Source organism: Actinopolymorpha cephalotaxi, from assembly GCF_013408535.1.
Classification (GTDB): domain Bacteria; phylum Actinomycetota; class Actinomycetes; order Propionibacteriales; family Actinopolymorphaceae; genus Actinopolymorpha; species Actinopolymorpha cephalotaxi.
In genome coordinates, this window is sequence record NZ_JACBZA010000001.1 from 5,919,006 (window position 1) to 5,936,602 (window position 17,597).

General features: G+C 72.8%; 12 protein-coding genes. 8 read left to right on the plus strand and 4 right to left on the minus strand.

The window, feature by feature from the left end; all coding sequences use genetic code 11:
• Positions 1–186 precede the first annotated feature (186 nt).
• Positions 187–1,047 (minus strand): hypothetical protein, encoded by an 861-nt coding sequence (locus FHR37_RS26345; RefSeq protein WP_092883871.1) that lies wholly within the window; start codon positions 1,045–1,047, stop codon positions 187–189.
• Between the two features lie 7 nt (positions 1,048–1,054).
• Positions 1,055–2,176: a glycosyltransferase family 4 protein gene (locus FHR37_RS26350; RefSeq protein ID WP_092883872.1), complete on the minus strand. Its 1,122-nt coding sequence runs from the start codon at positions 2,174–2,176 to the stop codon at positions 1,055–1,057.
• Between the two features lie 199 nt (positions 2,177–2,375).
• Between FHR37_RS26350 and FHR37_RS26355 the strand changes: the two genes are divergently transcribed.
• The 8 genes from FHR37_RS26355 (at position 2,376) to FHR37_RS26390 (ending at position 13,984) form a co-directional block, all read left to right on the plus strand.
• Positions 2,376–3,953 (plus strand): lipopolysaccharide biosynthesis protein, encoded by a 1,578-nt coding sequence (locus FHR37_RS26355; RefSeq protein ID WP_139238987.1) that lies wholly within the window; start codon positions 2,376–2,378, stop codon positions 3,951–3,953.
• A 125-nt stretch (positions 3,954–4,078) separates the two neighbouring features.
• On the plus strand, positions 4,079–4,984 hold the full coding sequence (locus tag FHR37_RS26360) for a WecB/TagA/CpsF family glycosyltransferase (RefSeq protein ID WP_202818122.1): 906 nt from the start codon (positions 4,079–4,081) through the stop codon (positions 4,982–4,984).
• 26 nt (positions 4,985–5,010) lie between these two features.
• The gene (locus tag FHR37_RS26365; protein WP_092883874.1) at positions 5,011–6,147 is read left to right on the plus strand and encodes an acyltransferase; all 1,137 of its coding nucleotides are present in this window, start codon (positions 5,011–5,013) and stop codon (positions 6,145–6,147) included.
• Positions 6,148–6,388: 241 nt separating this feature from the next.
• Complete coding sequence (locus tag FHR37_RS26370) at positions 6,389–7,078, plus strand: hypothetical protein (protein ID WP_092883875.1); 690 nt, start codon at positions 6,389–6,391, stop codon at positions 7,076–7,078.
• Positions 7,078–8,700: a M23 family metallopeptidase gene (locus FHR37_RS31060; RefSeq protein ID WP_202818123.1), complete on the plus strand. Its 1,623-nt coding sequence runs from the start codon at positions 7,078–7,080 to the stop codon at positions 8,698–8,700. Before FHR37_RS26370 ends, FHR37_RS31060 begins: the two co-directional genes overlap by 1 nt.
• Before the next feature lie 191 nt (positions 8,701–8,891).
• A complete protein-coding gene (locus FHR37_RS26380) occupies positions 8,892–9,638 on the plus strand; it encodes a hypothetical protein (protein ID WP_092883876.1) in 747 nt (248 codons plus the stop codon).
• A 59-nt stretch (positions 9,639–9,697) separates the two neighbouring features.
• Positions 9,698–12,292 (plus strand): MinD/ParA family ATP-binding protein, encoded by a 2,595-nt coding sequence (locus FHR37_RS33330; protein WP_175542546.1) that lies wholly within the window; start codon positions 9,698–9,700, stop codon positions 12,290–12,292.
• Between the two features lie 6 nt (positions 12,293–12,298).
• Positions 12,299–13,984 (plus strand): Hsp70 family protein, encoded by a 1,686-nt coding sequence (locus FHR37_RS26390; protein WP_092883878.1) that lies wholly within the window; start codon positions 12,299–12,301, stop codon positions 13,982–13,984.
• Here FHR37_RS26390 and FHR37_RS26395 read toward each other — a convergent pair.
• Positions 13,973–15,121, minus strand: a complete 1,149-nt coding sequence (locus tag FHR37_RS26395) for an NERD domain-containing protein (protein WP_139238989.1) — start codon at positions 15,119–15,121, stop codon at positions 13,973–13,975. The two genes, FHR37_RS26390 and FHR37_RS26395, sit on opposite strands and share 12 nt — an antisense overlap.
• Positions 15,087–17,492: a hypothetical protein gene (locus FHR37_RS26400; protein WP_175542547.1), complete on the minus strand. Its 2,406-nt coding sequence runs from the start codon at positions 17,490–17,492 to the stop codon at positions 15,087–15,089. The genes FHR37_RS26395 and FHR37_RS26400 overlap by 35 nt, the downstream gene beginning before the upstream one ends.
• Positions 17,493–17,597 lie beyond the last annotated feature (105 nt).

Below are 17,597 nucleotides of genomic sequence, written 5' to 3' on the forward strand. Positions count from 1 at the left end.
CGAGCAGGAAGAGCAGGTCGTCGACGCCGACCCCGGCCGCGATCGTCTGGTGCGGGGGCACGACCGTGAACACCGCGACCAGCAGTCCCAGTGCCGGCGGCCAGGCACGTAGCCGGGGCACCCGTCGCCACACCAGAACCGCCGTCAGCACCGAGGCCGCTCCGAACGCGAGCGCCGTCACCGCCCTCACCGTTGGCCGACCAGACACGGGCAGTCCGGGCCGAACCGGCTGATCGGCGGACTGAAACCGGGCAGCGCGCCGACCGGGATCAGGTCCTTGTCGAGCACGTTGTGCCGGACGAAGTGGTCGACGCGGATGTCTTGTGCACCCGGCTCCACCCGGATCGCGTGCACGGCGCCGACCACCATCAGGTCGTCGATCTGGACGTGCCGCGACCGTCCGGACAGGCAGAGGGCGTCGCCGTTCTTCACGGTCACGCCGTAGTCGTGGGGGGACGCCCGCCCGCTGCGGAGGTAGAGCCGGCCGCCGGACCACCAGGCGGCCTCGTGGGCGTAGTCCCGGGGCGGCTTGGCGTAGCCGGTGAGCGCGATCGCGCCGATCTTGACGAACCCGTAGTCCGGGTCGCCGGCCAGCCGGATCCGGTCCGGCCAGGGCGCGCTCCAGGTGCGGTACTCGGATGTGGTCTCCCGCAGCGTCCACGGCCCGGTGACAGGCGTGGCGGTCGTGAGCACCACCGGACGCAGGATGTTGGTGTAGACGTTGCGCCGGATCACCACGGGCCGCTCCGCGGTGCCCTGGACGGTCGGGCAGTGCACGCCGGTGCCGAGGTACGGAAGCTGGTCGCCGTACCCGGCCATCAGGATCTGGGTGCCTGGGCGGACACGGCGCAGCGCCTCGGACAACGAAGCCAGCGGCTGGTCGGGCAGCGTGCCGGGCAGGCCGTCGTCACCGATCCGGGAGTCGACGTACAGCGTGTGCGGCGCTCCGGCGCTCGCCGGCGGGAGCGCACGGTCGGCGACCAGGCTCACCACGAGCACCGCGACCGCGGCGACGACGAGACGGAGGAGGGTACGGCGGGTCAGCATGGGCGCCTCAGCTCCTCGCCCCCGCGGCCAGCGGCGACGACGTGGCCAGCAGGCCGGCGTACCGTTCGATCGTCGCGGCCGCCGCCGCGTCCACCGAGTGCGTACGCGCAACGGCGTCGCCCGCGGCCACGAGCGCGGCGCGGCGGGCCGGGTCACGGACCGCGTCCCGCGCGCGGACCAGCGCCGACGCCAGCGCGGACGGGTCCTCCGCCGGGCAGGTGAAGCCGGTCACGCCGTCGGTCACCGACTCGGCCAGCCCGCCCACGGCGGAGGCGACGGGCACACTGCCGGCCGCCATCCCCTCCAGCGGCGCGAGGCCGAGCGCCTCCTCCCGCGAGGGGACGGCGAGGAGTTCGGCGCGGGCGAGCTCACCGACCACGGCGCGCTGCGGCAGCGCGCCTGCGAAGTCGACCCGCAGCCGGGCGGCGTCGGCCTGCCGCCGCAGCTTCGGGAGTTCGGGCCCGGCACCGACGACCCGCAGCCTCGGCACGGGGACGCCCCGCCGGTCGAGGTCGGCCAGCGCGGCGAGCAGCACGTCGAGACCCTTGCGGTGCACGAGGTTGCCGACGAAGAGGAGTTCGTACGGCCGCGAACCACGCCCGCCGGCGCCGGTTTCCGAGCCGGTTTCCGAGGCGACCCGGGCCGCGGCCAGGTCGGCGTACCTGATCCCCGGCGACACCACGGCGGTGCGTTCGGCCGGACGGTGGAACCGGCGGGCGACCTCCCCGGCGAGGTAGCGGCTGTTGGCCACCACGAGGTCCGCGCGCTCGAACACGAACCGGCACAGCCGGGCGTCGACCCACGAGCGCCCGGGCAGCCGCAGCACGTCCGACCCGTGCGCGAACAACACCAGCGGGGCGCGCAGCCGGGCCGCGAGCGGCCAGGCGAACGCGCCGGACGGGTGCGCGATGTGTGCCTCGACGACGGTGCCGGGCTCGGCCGCCTCCACGCGGTCGGTACGGCCAGTGCGGTCGGCGAGCACGGTGCGCCCGGTGCGGTCGGCGCGGGCGGCCCGGGCAACGGCGGTGAGCAGGCCGGCGTACCGGACCGTCGCCGACGGGTGGTCGCGGACCGCGACGACCTCGACGTCGTGCCCCAGCCGCTCCAGCGCGTCCACCCGGTTGGCCACGAAGGACCCCCAGGCGGGCCGGCGCGGGCTCGGCCAGAGATTGGTGACGACGACGACGTGCAGCGGTGGCTCCTCGCTCGGGTGTGTACCTGTGCGGGGTGCGCCGGACCGCTCGGGCCGATGCGACCGGCGACCTCAACCGCCGGATCCGCGAGGCTCTAGGGTCGGTCCCTGCGGATCAAGACCCTAGGACACGACGGTGCCGAACGATACCCTGCCGAACCCGGACGCCGACCCGACAGCCGGTTCCCCTGTGGACGACGGTTCCGGTGCCGGTCCCGAGCGCGAGGACGAGCAGCAGGCGGCGGCCCGTGACCGCCTCACCGGCCGACTGGTCCGCGGCACGCTGTGGTCGATGCTCGGGATCGCGGCGCTCGGCGTCACCCGGCTGGTCTACACCGCGCTGATCGGCCGCACCGGCGACCCGGCCCGGCTGGCGGCGGTCAACTCCCAGGTGTCCCTGGCGTTCCTCGCGACGTTCGCCACCGCCGCCGCGACCGGTGCGGGTGCGGCGAAGTTCCTTCCGCTCACCGCCGCGCGGTCCGGACCCGCGGCGGCCGCCGCCGTCCACCGCCGGCTCACCCGGTGGACGGTCGCGGCGACCGTGGCGGTGGTGATGGCGCTGGCCGCGTTCGGGCGGGTGTTCCTGCCGGACGCGGACTGGACCGACGTGGTGTGGGTGTGCGCGCTGGTCACGGCGTACGGCGCGTACTCCTACACGAAGTCGGTGCTGTACGGCCACCACCTGCCGCACCGCTACGCCGTCCTCGAGGTGGCCGCGGACGTGGTGATCCTCGTCCTCACGGTCGTGGTGGTGTGGTGGGTGCCGACCCGGTTGGCGGGCGACGCACCGGGCCTGCTGCTGGCGCCGCTGGTGGCGGGGTACGCCGCGTTCGCGGTGGCGGCGACCCGGTCGGCGCCGCGGGTCCGGCCGGGCGAGCTGCCCGCCCTGCGCGGTGAGCTCGGCGGCTTCGTGGCGTACACCGCGCTCGGCATCGCCGCGGGACAGGGCTTCTTCCAGGTGTCCATGATCGTGGCCCGGCACGCGACCGGCGGTTCCGAGGCGGGCGCCTACGCCGCCGCCATGAGCCTCGTCGGCCCGGCGTTCTTCCTGCCGCGGGCGATGGGGATGGCGTTCTTCCCGGCCGCGGCGGAGGCCGTCGGGCGCGGCGACCAGGCCGCGCTGGCCCGGCACACCGACCTGGTCACCCGGCTGCTGGTGCTGACCACGGTCCCGCTGTTCGGGCTGACGGCGATGCTCGGCGGCCCGGTGCTCGGGCTGGTCTTCGGACCGGCGTACGCCGACGGCGGCCCGGCCTTCGCGGTGCTCGTCCTGGCGGTGTTCTGGTACGTCGTGGCGGTGCCCTCGGTCAACGTGCTGTCCGCGCAGAACCTCACGCTGGCCCGGATTCCCCCGCTCGCGTCGGCCGCCGGTGTCGTCGTCGGGGTGGCGACCTGGCTGGCCGTCGGCACGCGGTGGGGCGCGGTCGGCGTGGCCGCCGGATACCTCGCCGGGATGCTGGTGCAGGCCGGCGTGCCGCTGGTGGTCGCGTTCAGCCGGCTCCGGCTGCGCTGGGGCAGCCGCCTGCCGCGCTACGCCGCCGGGCTGGCCGCCGGAATCGCCGCGGCCACGGTCGCGGTGCTCACTCCCCGTCCCGGTGTGATAGCCGTGTGCGCTACCGGGTTCCTTCTGGCGTTCGGGCTGCTCAACGCCTCCGAGCTTGCCGGTACGGTTCGACGCGTCCGGGAACTGCGTGCGGCCACCACTCGGCGCTGACCGCGGAACCCGCCGGGGCGCGCGTCGCCCGTTCGCACAGGGATGCCCGGCACTCGACGGCAAGATCATCCGACTGGCATCCTGATCGGCGCACATTGGTCGGTGGCTCCGGCACGGGAGGGAATGTGGCGACACCGCGGCACGTCCAGGCTCGGGTCGCGCCCGTTCACGTCCTTCCCGAGGTCGACTCCGCCGTTTCAGTCGACTCAGGCGACCCGGCCGACTCAGCCGACCGGTCCCGGCGTACGCACATCTGCGGCGTGCCCGTCGACGTCCTCACCATGGAGGAGACGCTCGTCGCGGCCAGCGAACTCATCGACTCCGGACGGCCGCACCAGCACGTCGCGATCAACGCCGCGAAGGTGGTGGCCGCCCGGCGCGACCCGCGACTGCGGCAGATCATCGAGTCCTGCGCGCTCGCCAACGCCGACGGCCAGTCCATCGTCTGGGCCAGCCGGCTGCTGCGGCCCCGGCTGCCCGAACGCGTCGCCGGCATCGACTTCATGCTGCGGATGTGGGGGGTCGCCGCCGACCGCGGCTACCGCGTCTACCTGCTGGGCGCCAAGCCGTCGACGGTGCAGAAGGCCGCCGACGCCGCCCGCGCGCAGGGTGTCACGGTGGTCGGCGCCCGCAGCGGGTACTGGACGCCGGCCGAGGAGTCCGCCGTGGTGGCCGAGGTCGCCGGCTCCCAGCCCGACCTGCTGTTCGTCGGTCTGCCCACGCCGCGCAAGGAGGAGTTCCTGCACCGCCACCTGGACGGGCTGCGCACCCCGCTGGCCGTCGGCGTCGGCGGCTCGTTCGACGTGGTGGCCGGAGAGGTGACCCGCGCGCCGGAATGGATGCAGCGGACCGGCCTGGAGTGGGTGCACCGGATGCGGCAGGAGCCACGGCGGCTGGTCCGGCGCTACGCCGAGGGAAATCTGCGGTTCGTGGCGATGGTGGTCCGGGACGCCGCCGACCGGCTGCGCCGGGGTCCCCGGCGGACCGAGCGCCCCGACCGGCCCGCCCGGCCACGCCACTCCGCGCACTGAGCGCGCCACACACCTCGACCACCGACGTGCCGACCTCCGCCGAAGCAGACCTGCCCGCCGACGCGGGCGCCGAGCCCACCGTCGACGCCGCGTCCACCACCGGCGCCGCGCCCACCCGGCCCGGTCACATCCACTGGCTGTCGTGGGCGCGGATCGTGGCGATCGTCGCCGTCGTCACCGTCCACGTGTGCGCCCACCTCACCCTGGAGTGGGGAACGATCGGCGCGAAGCTGTGGCACTTCGGCAACCTCGCCGAGTCGGCCGGCCGATTCGCCGTACCCCTGTTCGTCATGGTGTCCGGCGCCACCCTGCTGCCGCCGCGACCCGGTGAGCGGCTGCGCGACTTCTACCGCCGCCGGTCCGCCCGGATCGCGGTCCCGCTGGTCGGCTGGACCGCCGGGTACCTCGTCCTCGACGCCTGGCTGAACGACCGGGCGATCACGTCGTACACCTTCGTGCAGGGGTTCGCCTGGGGCCGGCCGTACTACCACCTCTACTTCCTGTACGTCGTCGCCGGGCTGTACCTCGTCACGCCGTTCCTGCGGGCGTTCGTCGCCACCGCGGACCGCCGGCTGCTGGTCGCCGGCACCGCCGTGTGTCTCGGCCTGGCCGTCGCCGACAAGGCGCAGCACCTGCTGATGGGCGGCGGCGGGTTCAACGCGTTCTCCTACTTCGTGCCGTTCCTCGGCTACTACCTGCTCGGGTACGTCGTGGCCACCGCGCGCCCCCGCCGGCCCCGGCGGACCGTGCTCGCGTGGGCGGCGGGCGCGTACGCCGCGGCGGTGCTGGTGACCGCGGCCGGCACCTGGTGGCTGTTCGGCCTGGTGGGACCGCAGGACGGCAGGCCGTTGTACGACTACTACGCGCCGACCGTGCTGGTGGCGTCGGTGGCGATGGCGTACGGGCTGCGCGCGGTGTTCGGCGACCGGGCACCGAACCCGGCACGCGCCCGGCTGGTGCGCCGGCTCGCCGACCTGACGTTCGGCGTCTTCCTGCTGCACCCGATCCCGCTGGAGCTGCTGGTCCGCCGGCGGCAGCCCGCGTTCACCTCCGACTACGCCGACATGGCGTTCCACGTGGGAGTCGTGGCGGCGCTGGTGGTCGGCTGCGGACTGGTCACGCTCCTCCTGCGGCAGGTGCCGGTGGTCCGCCGGCTCTTCTGACCGCCGGGTCTGACCGTTCGGGATATATCCCGCGCAAGGTTGCATCCATGATCGACGACGGCCACCCTCGATACTCGACAACCTCGACCACCGGACGACCGGACCACGCGTTGTCCACAGGTCGACGATTCGCGACAACCGCGGCACCACGTGCTCGCGTACGGTAGTCGACGCATCTACCAGCAGTTTCGGCAACAGCCCGCGCGACGGTCGCCCGGGCAGGCACGTTCGGGAGCGACCGGTGGACAACCGCAACGCCCGCATCGCGGCGGTCATCGCGGCAGTGGTGGCCGTGCTGTCGGTCGTGGCGTTGATGGTGAGCACCTATCTCGGCGGTGACAGCCGCACGCCTGCCGCCGCCGAGCCGACCGCGACGACCGGCGAGGTCGACGGACCGCCCGCTCCCGCGGGTCCGGAGCTCCCGACGCCGACCCCGACCGCCCCGAACGAGGGCTCGGACCACGCCGACGACCCCTACACGCCGGACGCCAGGACCAAGGCCACGCTGATCCGGGTCAGCACGCGGTTCCTCGCCGAGTGGAAGCGGCCGGGCACCCCGGCCGAGCGCACCACCCGACTGCGGCCGTACGCCACCGAGTGGCTCACCACCAGGCTGGCCAGGGTCGACCCGGCCGACCTGCCCACCGCGTCGGTCAAGGGCAGGCCCGCGATCGTCGCCGCCACGCCCTACGCCGCGGCCACCAGCACGCTCTTCGACGACGGCATCCGCATCCGCTGCAACCTCGTCCTCGACACCACCGGCTGGCGGGTCTCGGAGGTCCTGCCCGACTCCGACACCCCCGTGCCGAGCCCGACCGTCGAGCCGTCCACCTCACCGTCGAAGACGCCGGCGGCCAGGCCCGGGAAGCCGGCCGCCACGGCCAGCCCCGAGCCCAGCCCGAGCACGACGAAACGCGCCGGAGCGCCCTGATGCCGGCACCGGTCGTCGTCGCCGCCCGCACAGCCGGCCGCCGGCTCGCCCGGGCCGCGGCCACCAGGGTCGGTCGCCGCGCAGCCGACTCCGCCGTACGCCGCGGCACCGGTGGGCGGGTCGGGCACGCACCGCACCGTCGCACGCTCTACGTCGGGCTCGGCCTGGCCGTCCTGCTGCTGCCGGTGCTGATGGTCGGCCTGGTCGGGTCGCTCGGCCTGGCGTTGTTCGCGCCGCTGGGCTCGACCGACACCGACACCACCATGCAGTGCGGGCCGACCGGCGTGCTGGCGGCGGACACCTCCGGCGCGGGCTCGGGTTCGGGTTCGCACGTCGGCGTGGTGGCCGGCGACCCCTCCGAGCTCGACCCGGACCAGATCGACAACACCAGGTCGATCATCGCCGCGGGCAAGCAGTCCCGGGTGCCGGAGTACGGCTGGGTGGTCGCCCTCGCCACCGCGCTGCAGGAGTCGGGGCTGCGCAACCTCGACTACGGCGACCGGGACTCCCTCGGCCTGTTCCAGCAGCGCGCGGGATGGGGCTCGCCCACCGAACGCACCACACCCTCCATCGCTGCGACGATGTTCTACACCGGCGGGCACGGCGGCCAGCCGGGCCTGCTGGACATCCGCGGCTGGCAGAACATGACGGTCGCCGACGCCGCCCAGGCCGTGCAGGTGTCGGCGTTCCCCAGCGCGTACGCCGACGACGAACCCCTCGCCCGCGCGCTGGTGGCGAAGTACGGCGGCGGTGGCGACGTGCCCGGTGACTGCGGCTTCCCGCCCGGCACCACCTGCCCGCCCACCCCGTGGCCGGCGTCGGAGGCAGGACTCACCCCGGACGCGCTGAAGGTGATCCGCTGCGTGCACCAGCAGTTCCCGCAGTTCACGACGGTGTACGGCGTGGGCGAGCGCCCGGCCGGCGGCGACGGCGACCACGCCGCCGGCCGCGCGGTCGACGCGATGCTGCCGTTCCGCGACTACAAGTCCCAGCCTGCGAAGGCCTTCGGCTGGCAGGTCGCCAACTGGGTGCGGGCCAACCAGGCCCGCCTGGGCGTGCACTACGTCATCTTCGACAAGAAGATCTGGTCGATCAACCGCGACAAGGAGGGCTGGCGCGACTACACCCACTACGCCGGATGTACGAGCGACACCTGCCTGCACTACGACCACATCCACGTCTCGGTGTTCGGCAACGCCGCGACCCTGCCCGCCACCGGGGCGTGGGTGCTCCCGGTCCCGCCGGGGTCGTACACCCTCACCGCACGGTTCGGCCAGTGCAGCAGCCACTGGGAGAACTGCCACACCGGACTCGACTTCGCCGCGCCGACGGGCACACCGGTCCGGGCCGCAGCCGCGGGAACGGTCATCTTCGCCGGGCGCAAGGGCGCGTACGGCAACATGATCAAGATCGACAACGGCAACGGCGTCCAGACGATGTACGCCCACCAGAGCAGGTTCGCCCCCAACGTGCTGGGGTCGAAGGTGATCCCGGGTCAGATGATCGGCGAGGTCGGCTCGACCGGGAACACCACCGGACCCCACCTGCACTTCGAGGTCCGCGTCAACGGCCAACTCCAGGACCCGGAGGTCTGGCTGGACGCACACGGGGTCTCGCCGTGATCCGCCAGGACATCCGTCAGAACATCCCGCCGGGAGTCCGGCAGTGGATCCGGCGAGGTTGCACATCCGCGCCGAGGAACTACTGTTCGCGAAGGACACACCACGGGCGTCGCACCCGCGTCCACGGGTGCGAGGCCGACGGCGCGAGCGTCACGATGGAGTGGCGAGCGCTTCGGGGAGGGGGCAGCCAGGTGACGACAGGCTCCGGTGCGGGCTCGTCCGCACCTGACCGGCCCGACCGCTCGGGCGCCGACACCCCCGACGTGCCGGACGTGGAGTTCGCCGGGTCGGAGTTCCCCGACGCCGAGTCGGTCGGTGCGCGCGGCGCGAACCACAGCGGCGCCGACTGCGGTCTCGACTACAGCGGTCTCGACTATGACGGCAACGACCACGGGGGCAACGACCACGGGGCCGACGACTACGCCGGGATGCCACTCCCCGGCGGAGCGGAGTTCGCCGACGCGGACACCACCACGTCGAACTCCCCGGCCTCGCCGGCCGTCGACGGAGCCGACCGGCCCGCGGACCTCCGGCTGGAGCCGGCGACCGCGTTCGGCGTGGAGGGTTACGACCCCGCCGATCCGTGGAACGCCGTCCTGTGCGTGGAGAACGAGACCGTGGCGACCGTCCTTCCACTGACCCCGAGGAGCCTGGACCACCTGCTCGCGGGGCTGATCGCCGTCCGCGAGGCGCAACGCGCCGCCCTCGGCGCCGAGCCCGCGCCGGTCCTCGACGACGAGACCGGCGCCACCTCCGACGAACTCCGCGGCGAGCGCCCGGGTGCACTGCGCCAGGTCGGGAACGCCGCCAGGCTCGCGACCGGCAGCGCCTCGGTCGCCCGCATGTGGAACGACGCCGGCCGAGGCAGGATGGTGATCATCGGAGGTGCCGTGTTGTTCGTCCTGATCGGATTCCTCGCGTCCCTCTTCACTCGTTAGCGTGCTCAGAGCGTGCCAAGGCCCCGCCGGGAGCAAGCCCCCACCGCAGGGAGAAAGTTGTGAGTGACCAGCAGCCCCACGACGACATGCCCACCGGCGACGCCACGTCGGGCGAGCGACCGGCGTCGTTCCACGGGCCGCACAACGGCTCCGGGAACGGCACTGGGAACGGAGCCGGAAACGGCTCGGCAAGCGGCTCCGGAAACGGCACCGACGATGCCGGCACCGGTTCGGGGCGGGCGGGGGAGCGCCCGGGCGAGCAACGTCCGGAGAGCGTGTTCGACGTCGACCCCGGCGCCTACGAGGAACACATCGGGGTCGGACGTCCCTACCAGCAGCCACCGCGGTCCGAGCCCGACGACGACCAGTCCGGGTCGGACTGGGAGCCGGACTCGGGTTCGGGCTACGGATCGGGCTTCGGATCCGGCTTCGAACCAGTACGGGAAGAGTCACCGTCGCAGTGGTTCTTCAGCTCGGTGCCCTCGTCGTCGCAGGAACGCCTTGACGAGAGGCGAGACGAGTACCCGGCGGGCGACGACCCCGGTGACGTCAATGACACCAGTGACGCCGTTGACACCGAGGGCGCCGCGGGCGGGTTCGCGGGCGGCGGGGCACGAGCAGACGACCCGGACGACGCGCCGGCGTACGACACCAGGGGCGGCAACGGGAACGGCAACCAGAACGCCGACCTGACCTCGACGTCCACGTCCGGCACCGGCAGGCTCGACCGCGCCGACGACGCGGAGCACGCCGAAGATCCCCACGGTTCCGGAACCGCGGAGCACGCCGAGGAAACCGCCGGCGGGTACGCCCCCACCGCGGATACGACCGACCCGGCCGACGCCACCGGCTCCGCTGACCCGGCCGACGCCGGGACGACGGCCGAACCGTCGGCCACCGGGTCGGCGACGACGAGCCCGGTGACCACGGACCCGGCGACTTCCGGCCGGGCGGCCACCACCGGCCCGGCCGACGACGCCGGTTCGGAAACCGGGGCCGGCACCGGTCCCGGCACCTCGCGGCAGGCGTACCCGGGCGAGGCCGCGGCGAGTGCGCCCGCACGGGGCGACGACCCCGGCTTCAGCCTCGGCTTCGGGCCGATCTCCTCCCAGCCGCCGTCGCGCTGGTCACCGCCGGCCAGGAGCCAGGGCGCCGGACGCGGCCCGGCCGAGCAGACCGGAACCGAACAGACCGCAGCCGAACAGACCGCAGCCGAGCCGACCGGAACCGAGCCGACCGCCACCGGGCAGACCCGCCCCGAAGGCTCGCCGCGACCGGCCGCGACCCAGGGGCGGACCGCACGGCCCGGATCGCCGTACGAGCCCGCACGGTCGACCTCCGCCTCGACCGCACCTCCCTCGCCGGCCGCCAGGCGCCGGGGCGAGGAGTCCCTGACCACCAACGGCACTGCCCAGCGCACCCCGGTCGACCAGGGCTGGAGCCAGCCGCGGCACAGCGCCGAAGCCGACCAGGGCGGAGCCGAACGCCTCACCAACGAACGCCACGGCACCGAGCGCCTCACCAGCGAACGCCGCCCCGGGGAGCTCCGTTCCGCCGAGCAGCGGACGGGTGACCACGCGCGCGGCGGACCGGACGGCGGTTCGGCCGCCACGGTTCGGGGAGTCAGCAGGTTCGGCCGTCCCGGCCGCGGCGGCGACACCCCGGCGCGCGGGAAGGAACTCGTTCTCGACGTGCCGCCGATCATCGACGACGAGGACGAGGCGTTCACCCGTGACCTGTCCACGCAGCGCCGCCGGCCGGTGCCGCGCTTCGGGTGGCAGGGCGCGTTGTACCGCCTCACCCGGATCAACCTCGGCCCGAGCCGGCGGGACCGCCAGGACATGGACCTCCGCGAGCGCCTCAACCGCCAGCTCCGGCGCACCCGCGGCTACTGCGGCTACATCGGCATCGCCTCGGAGAAGGGCGGTGTCGGCAAGACCACGCTGGCGGCACTGCTGGCCGCCGAGATCGCCGAGGGGCGCCGGGAGTCGGTCGGCGTGGCCGACCTCAACCCCGACCTCGGAACGCTGCCGGACCGGTTGGGTGTCCGCCCCACCCATTCGATCCGCGACCTGCTCGCCCATGTGGAAGAGATTCCGTGGCGCTACCACGTGCACGACTTCATGGAGAAGGTCCCGGAGATGAACGTCCGGGTGCTGGCCGCCTCCACCGACCGTAAGATCCGGCACCAGCTGAGCATGGCCGACGTCGAACTCCTCGCCGAGTTGTTCGCGCCGTTCTTCTCGTTCGCGATCCTCGACAACGGCACGCACATCACCCACGAGGCGATGCTCGGCACGCTGCGCGTCGCGCACGGAATGGTGCTCGTCACCGACAACACCAAGGACGGCGCCAACCTCGCCCGCAAGACGCTGCAGTTCCTCAGCGACAACGGCTTCCCGGACATGCGGCGGCGGGTGGTGCTCGCGGTGGTCGCGAAGGAGACCGCGAGCCCGGTGAAGGTACGCGCGATCGAGCGGGCGTTCGCCGACCACGTGCGCGAACTCGTCGTCGTGCCGTACGACCCCGCGCTGGACGGCGGCGGAAAGATCCCGTTCCGCGACCCGAACGCCGTCAACAAGATGTTGCGCCCGCAGACCCGGGAGGCCGTCCGCCGGCTGGCCGCCATCCTCATCGACGACCTCGTGTCCTGACCTCCGATGGGTGGCCAGCGAGAGCCCGGGGCCGGCCGCTGGGTCGGCATCGACCTGGGTACGACGTTCTCGGCGGTGGCGAGTGTCGACGCGTTCGGCCGGGCCCTCGTACTCCCCAACCGGGACGGTGAACGCACCACGCCCTCGGTGGTGTTCTTCGACGGGGAGCAACCGCTCGTCGGGACGATGGCGCGGCGGTCGGTGGCGACGTCGCCGCTGGACGCGGTGCGCTTCGTCAAGCGGGCGATGGGCGATCCGGCCTGGCGGTTCGAGACCTCGCGGGGCACCGGCTACGGCCCGGAGGAGATCTCCGCGCTGATCCTCAAACGCCTGAAGGAGGACGCCGAACGCGCACTGTCGAGTGAGGTGACCGACGCGGTGATCACGGTGCCGGCGTACTTCGACGACGCGGCCCGGCGGGCCACGATCGCCGCGGGAACGATCGCCGGGCTGACCGTACGCCGGGTCGTCAACGAACCGACCGCGGCCGCCCTCGCCGCCGGGCTGGTCACCGATCCCGGGGTGGGCGGCGGTGTGGACGCCGGTGTGGACGTGGGCGGCTGGGCCGGGTCGCTGCTGGTGTACGACCTCGGCGGCGGAACCTTCGACGTCACCGCGCTGCGGGTCGAGCCAGGTGCGGTGCACGTGCTCGCCACCGCGGGCGACCGCAACCTCGGCGGCTTCGACTTCGACAACGCGCTCATGCACCTGCTGGACGAACGCTTCCGTGCGGCGGGTGGGCCGAGCCTGCTCGCCGACGACGCCACCGAGGTGGACCTTCGCGAGCGCGCCGAGCTTGTCAAGCACACGTTGACAAGCGTCGAGAAGGCGGTCGCCCACCTGGCCGCGGACGGTGTCGCGCGTTCGGTCACCGTGACGCGGGACGACTTCGAACACCTCACCTCCGCCCTGCTCAGCCGTACCCGCGACACCGCCGAGCAGGTGGTCGAGGAAGCCGGGCTGACCTGGGCGGAGGTGGACCGGATCGTGCTGGCCGGCGGCTCGACCCGGATGCCGATGGTGCGCCGGATGCTGACCGAGATCTCCGGCCGGGCACCGGACGCGACCGCCAACCCCGACGAGGTGGTGGCCCTCGGCGCCGCCCGGATGGCGCACCTGCTGGAGCGGGCCGAACGTCCGCCGGAGCCGGAACCGCGGGGGCGTTCCTCCGGGCTCCGGTCCACCAAGGCCCGGTTTGGGCTGCGGCGGCGGGAACGCACCGAGGAGTCCGAGGAGGAGTCCACGGCAAGTTCTGCCGGCATGCGACTCGCCGTGCACGACGTGACGTCACACGGTCTGGGTCAGATCCTCTACAGGCGGGGCACCGAGATCCGCTTCAACCGGGTGATCATTGCGCGGAACACGCCGATCCCGGCGCAGGAGCCGTGCCTCTTCTACACCCGCTACAACCGGCAGGACGAACTCGAGATCAGCATCACCGAGGGAGACGAGACCGACCTCGCGCACGTTCGCGTTCTGGGTAAGGAGGTTCTTTCGATAGGGCCTTATCCGAAGGGTTTCCCTTTCGAGACCACGCTCGCCTATGACGAGAACCAGATCATCTTCGTCCAGGTGCGCGACCTGACCACCGGTGAACTGGTCGGCACCTTCGAGATCGAGCACGTGCTCAACCCGAACGCCGAGCGGGTCGCCGCGGCGACCGATCGGATCCGGGCGATCTCACCGCTGTAGGCCTCGCAGGCCACCAGGTGCCAGACGATCCGGAGCTTCCTGGTGCCCTCGGGCTCGCAGGCGACTCAGGTGCGCGGCGACCCGGGTCACTGCTCCGGGGTAGGCGGTCTGCGGGCGGGCACGCAACCAGTCTGCGACCTGGTCGCCCGCGACCAGATGCACCACCGCCCGGGTGGCGTGGTCACGTCGGCCGACCAGGGCGATCTCCAGCGGCGCGCCGGGGCGGGCCGTTCCCCACACCGCCAGCACCACTGCGAGATCCGCATCCCTCAGCCAGGGCACGTCCTCGGCCGCTTCGAGGAGTTCACCCACGGGGCGCAGTCGAGCCGCCAGTTCGGCGGCATCACCGTCCAGTCCATAGGCTTCGACCGGACCTGAGTCCTGGTCGACGGAGGTGAGCGCGAGTGAGCCCTCCCAGCTACGGGACTCCACGACGTACACCCCACCCGGCCCGGCGACGAGATGTTCGGCGACGAGTCCACCGGGCAGGGCGAGTCCGCCGGCCGCTGTCCAGTCGCCGGGCAGCGAGGCCAGCGTCGTCGCCGTCCGGTCCGCCCCGCGGGCGGCGAGTGCGACCGTACGTGTGTCGAGCGGCACCTGCCGGACAGTCGGACGGCGGAGGGTCAACCGGCCCCGTGAGCGGAGGACGACGAAGACGACGGCCACCGCGAACCCGGCAACCGGAACCACGGACGGCGCGAGGGCGCTCAGCAGGCTCGTCACGACGAGGAGCGCGTGGGCACCCACCACGGTGGGCAATCGGCCCCTCGATCGGCCCATGCCGGAGTGCGGCGGCAGCCAGACCATCAGTGTCAGCACGCCTAGGAACGTCCAGAACACCGTGCCCAGCCACAGCGGTGCATCCGCACCCAGCGCCGCGCCGGCGACCTGGGTCACCCAGGAGGTGACCAGGCATGCGAACAGCAGGGACAGGATGGTCAGCGCACCGTCGCGGCTTCGGCGTACCCACCAGACGAACCCCGCCGCCACAAGCCCTGCCGAAGCGACCGCAATCGTGGCACCGTCGCCGAGCGCCAGAACGACCACGAGGAACAGTCCGACCGTGATCGCGACGCCACGGAACAGGCGGCGTACCGGCACCTCAGGCGTCTCCACCACCCGGCGATGGCTTGCCACCACCGGGGTTCTTCAGCGCCTCGATGACTTCCTCGTGCCGGCCCTCGGCCTGGTTCCAGTCCTCGATCCGGCGCTGCTCCGCGGCCTCGTCCCGTCGCCGGCGCAACGCCGGTGCCTGCGTCCTGGTCACCGTCATCCGGCCCTGGTCACCGGCGAACGTCTGCGCCCGGCCGGCCTGCGTCGTCATCCGGCCACCGGCGACCGCACCCTGCATCCGGCCCCGGCGTACCTCCGTACGCCACTGCCGCGAGCCGCGTTCGTAACCCAGCCCCTCCGCCGCCTCCGCACCGGCCATCGCGCCGGAGCGGGCACCGCTGCGTACGCCGCGCTGCATGAGGTAGGCACCGCCGACCGCGGCACGGGTGCGGGCACTCGCACCGGTGTCGGCCGGCACCACCCCTGCCTGCGCGGCCTCCTGCACGACCTGGGGCGCGAGCGCACCGGTGCGCAGCGCGGACAGGATCTTCCAGATCGCGGCGGTGGCCACCAGCATCAGGAAGATCTTGATCACCATGCCGCCCTGGGCGACCTGCAGGATGTTCAGCACCGCGAGCAGCAGCGCCAGCACCAGCCCGAACACGCAGCGCAGGAACACCGCCTGCACCATGACTCCGGCCATCATCCGCACGATCCGCCGGGCCGGTGGGAACGCTGCGATCGCCCCGATCACCGGCAGGAAGATCCAGGCCATCAGGAACACCGCGTGCCAGAAGATGGTGAGCAGCGCCAGCAGGCCGACGAAGACGAACGCGATCAGGTTGACGAACAGCGCGGCGATCGCGGTGGCCATCCGCCCGGTCGGCTGGGTGCCCTCCCAGAACTCGTAGTTCTGCGGGTAGACCTGCGCGATCTTGTACTGCACGCCCTTCCACAGGAAGTAGTTCTGGCCGGTGTCGACGCGTTTGCCGTCGGCCTCGTCGATGGTCTGGTCGCGCGACAGCGACTGCGCCACCACCTGCTGGACGGCGAGGTTGATCTTCGGTCGGTCCTGGCCGGGTGCGACCGGGCGGTTGTCGCAGCGGTACTCGATGCTGGTGACGCCCTTGGGGCGCTGGTAGGCCGGGGCCTGGCTGTTCGGGCAGTAGTTCTGCGAACCGACCTTCAGGTCGTCCACCTTGAGCTGACGTTCGGTGCCGAACTGGCCGTTGACCCAGGGCTGGAACAACAGCACCTCGTAGAGCATGCAGGACGACACCCGCTTGCCGAGGTTGTACGTCAGCGCGCGCGGGGAGTCCTGCGGCGGTCGCGCGCCCTGGGCGTCCGCCTGGGGGTTGGCCTGGTTCGGTGTGGCCACGGTGGGCAGGTAGCACGCGCTGGACGCGTCGGTGTTGCGGTTGATGATGGCGAGGTCCATCACCGCGGAGTTGAACTCCGAGGTGTACTTGTCCACCGCTCCGGTCAGCTTGACGTAGTTGTTGCCGGTGAGGATGGCGGTGATGGCCACCACGATCAGGGCCGAGCTGATCACGCCCGCGTAGGTCTCCCGGGAGTCGGCGCGGCGGTGGATGCGGGTCAGCACCCACAGGCCGGCGACCGCCACCGCGAGGGCGATCGCGGGTACGCCGATCTTGTCGTTGAGGTTGGTGAGCAGGCTCTGCTGGGCGTCGTAGAACGTCTCGAACGGCGCTTCGTTGCTGGCCAGCTGCTTCATCCCGATGGTGAGCCCGCCGAAGAAGCCGCCGAAGGAGAACAGCATCTGCGCGATGCCGGTGGCCGAGGCGTCCATCACCGAGCACTGCGTCTCGAAGTTGCTCTCCGGGTCGGAGGTGGCGAACTTCTGCTTGCCGTCGCGGACGTCGGTGTTGAGCGCCTTGGGGGTGTAGGACCACAGCAGCCCGCGCGGGCCGGCGACCTCCAGCAGCGTGTGGTCGGAGGGGTTGGCCTGGCGGCCGCGCTTCTGCTTGTCCGGGTCGGCGCCGGGTTCGACGTCCTCCTTGGCGATGACGGGGATCCACGCGGTCATCCCGGAGCCGCCGTGTTCGGGACCGGCGTTGGTGATGTTGCCGCTGCCGAACGGGCAGTCCCACGGCGCGGCACTCGCCGGCCGGGTCGCGACCGTGACGCCGAAGATGGTTCCGGCCAGCACGCCGAACGCGGCGAGCAGCCGGCCTGCGCGCAGCCACCGCGCGCGCCGGAGCCGGCGACGTGCCCCGGCGGCGAGGTCGCCGGTGGGCTCGGCCGAGGCGGCTGAGGTAGCCGAGGTAGCCGAGGTAGCCGAGCCGGCCGAGGCGGCCGGGACGGCGAGCAGGAACTCGCCGCGGTCGACCGGGGCGGCAGGGCTGACAGCGGCTACACGGGTTCGGGCACGCCGACTGGGGGCCGACGCCCGAGGGGGCGCCGGTGGCGTGACCGATTCCTTGCGGACTCTCATCTGCCTGGTGTCGTCCCTACTGGCCCTGGTCCTGCCGACCCTGCTGGACCCGCTGTCGGCACTGTCATCGATCCCCGAGTGCCCGGCTGTCCTCACCGCCGGTGT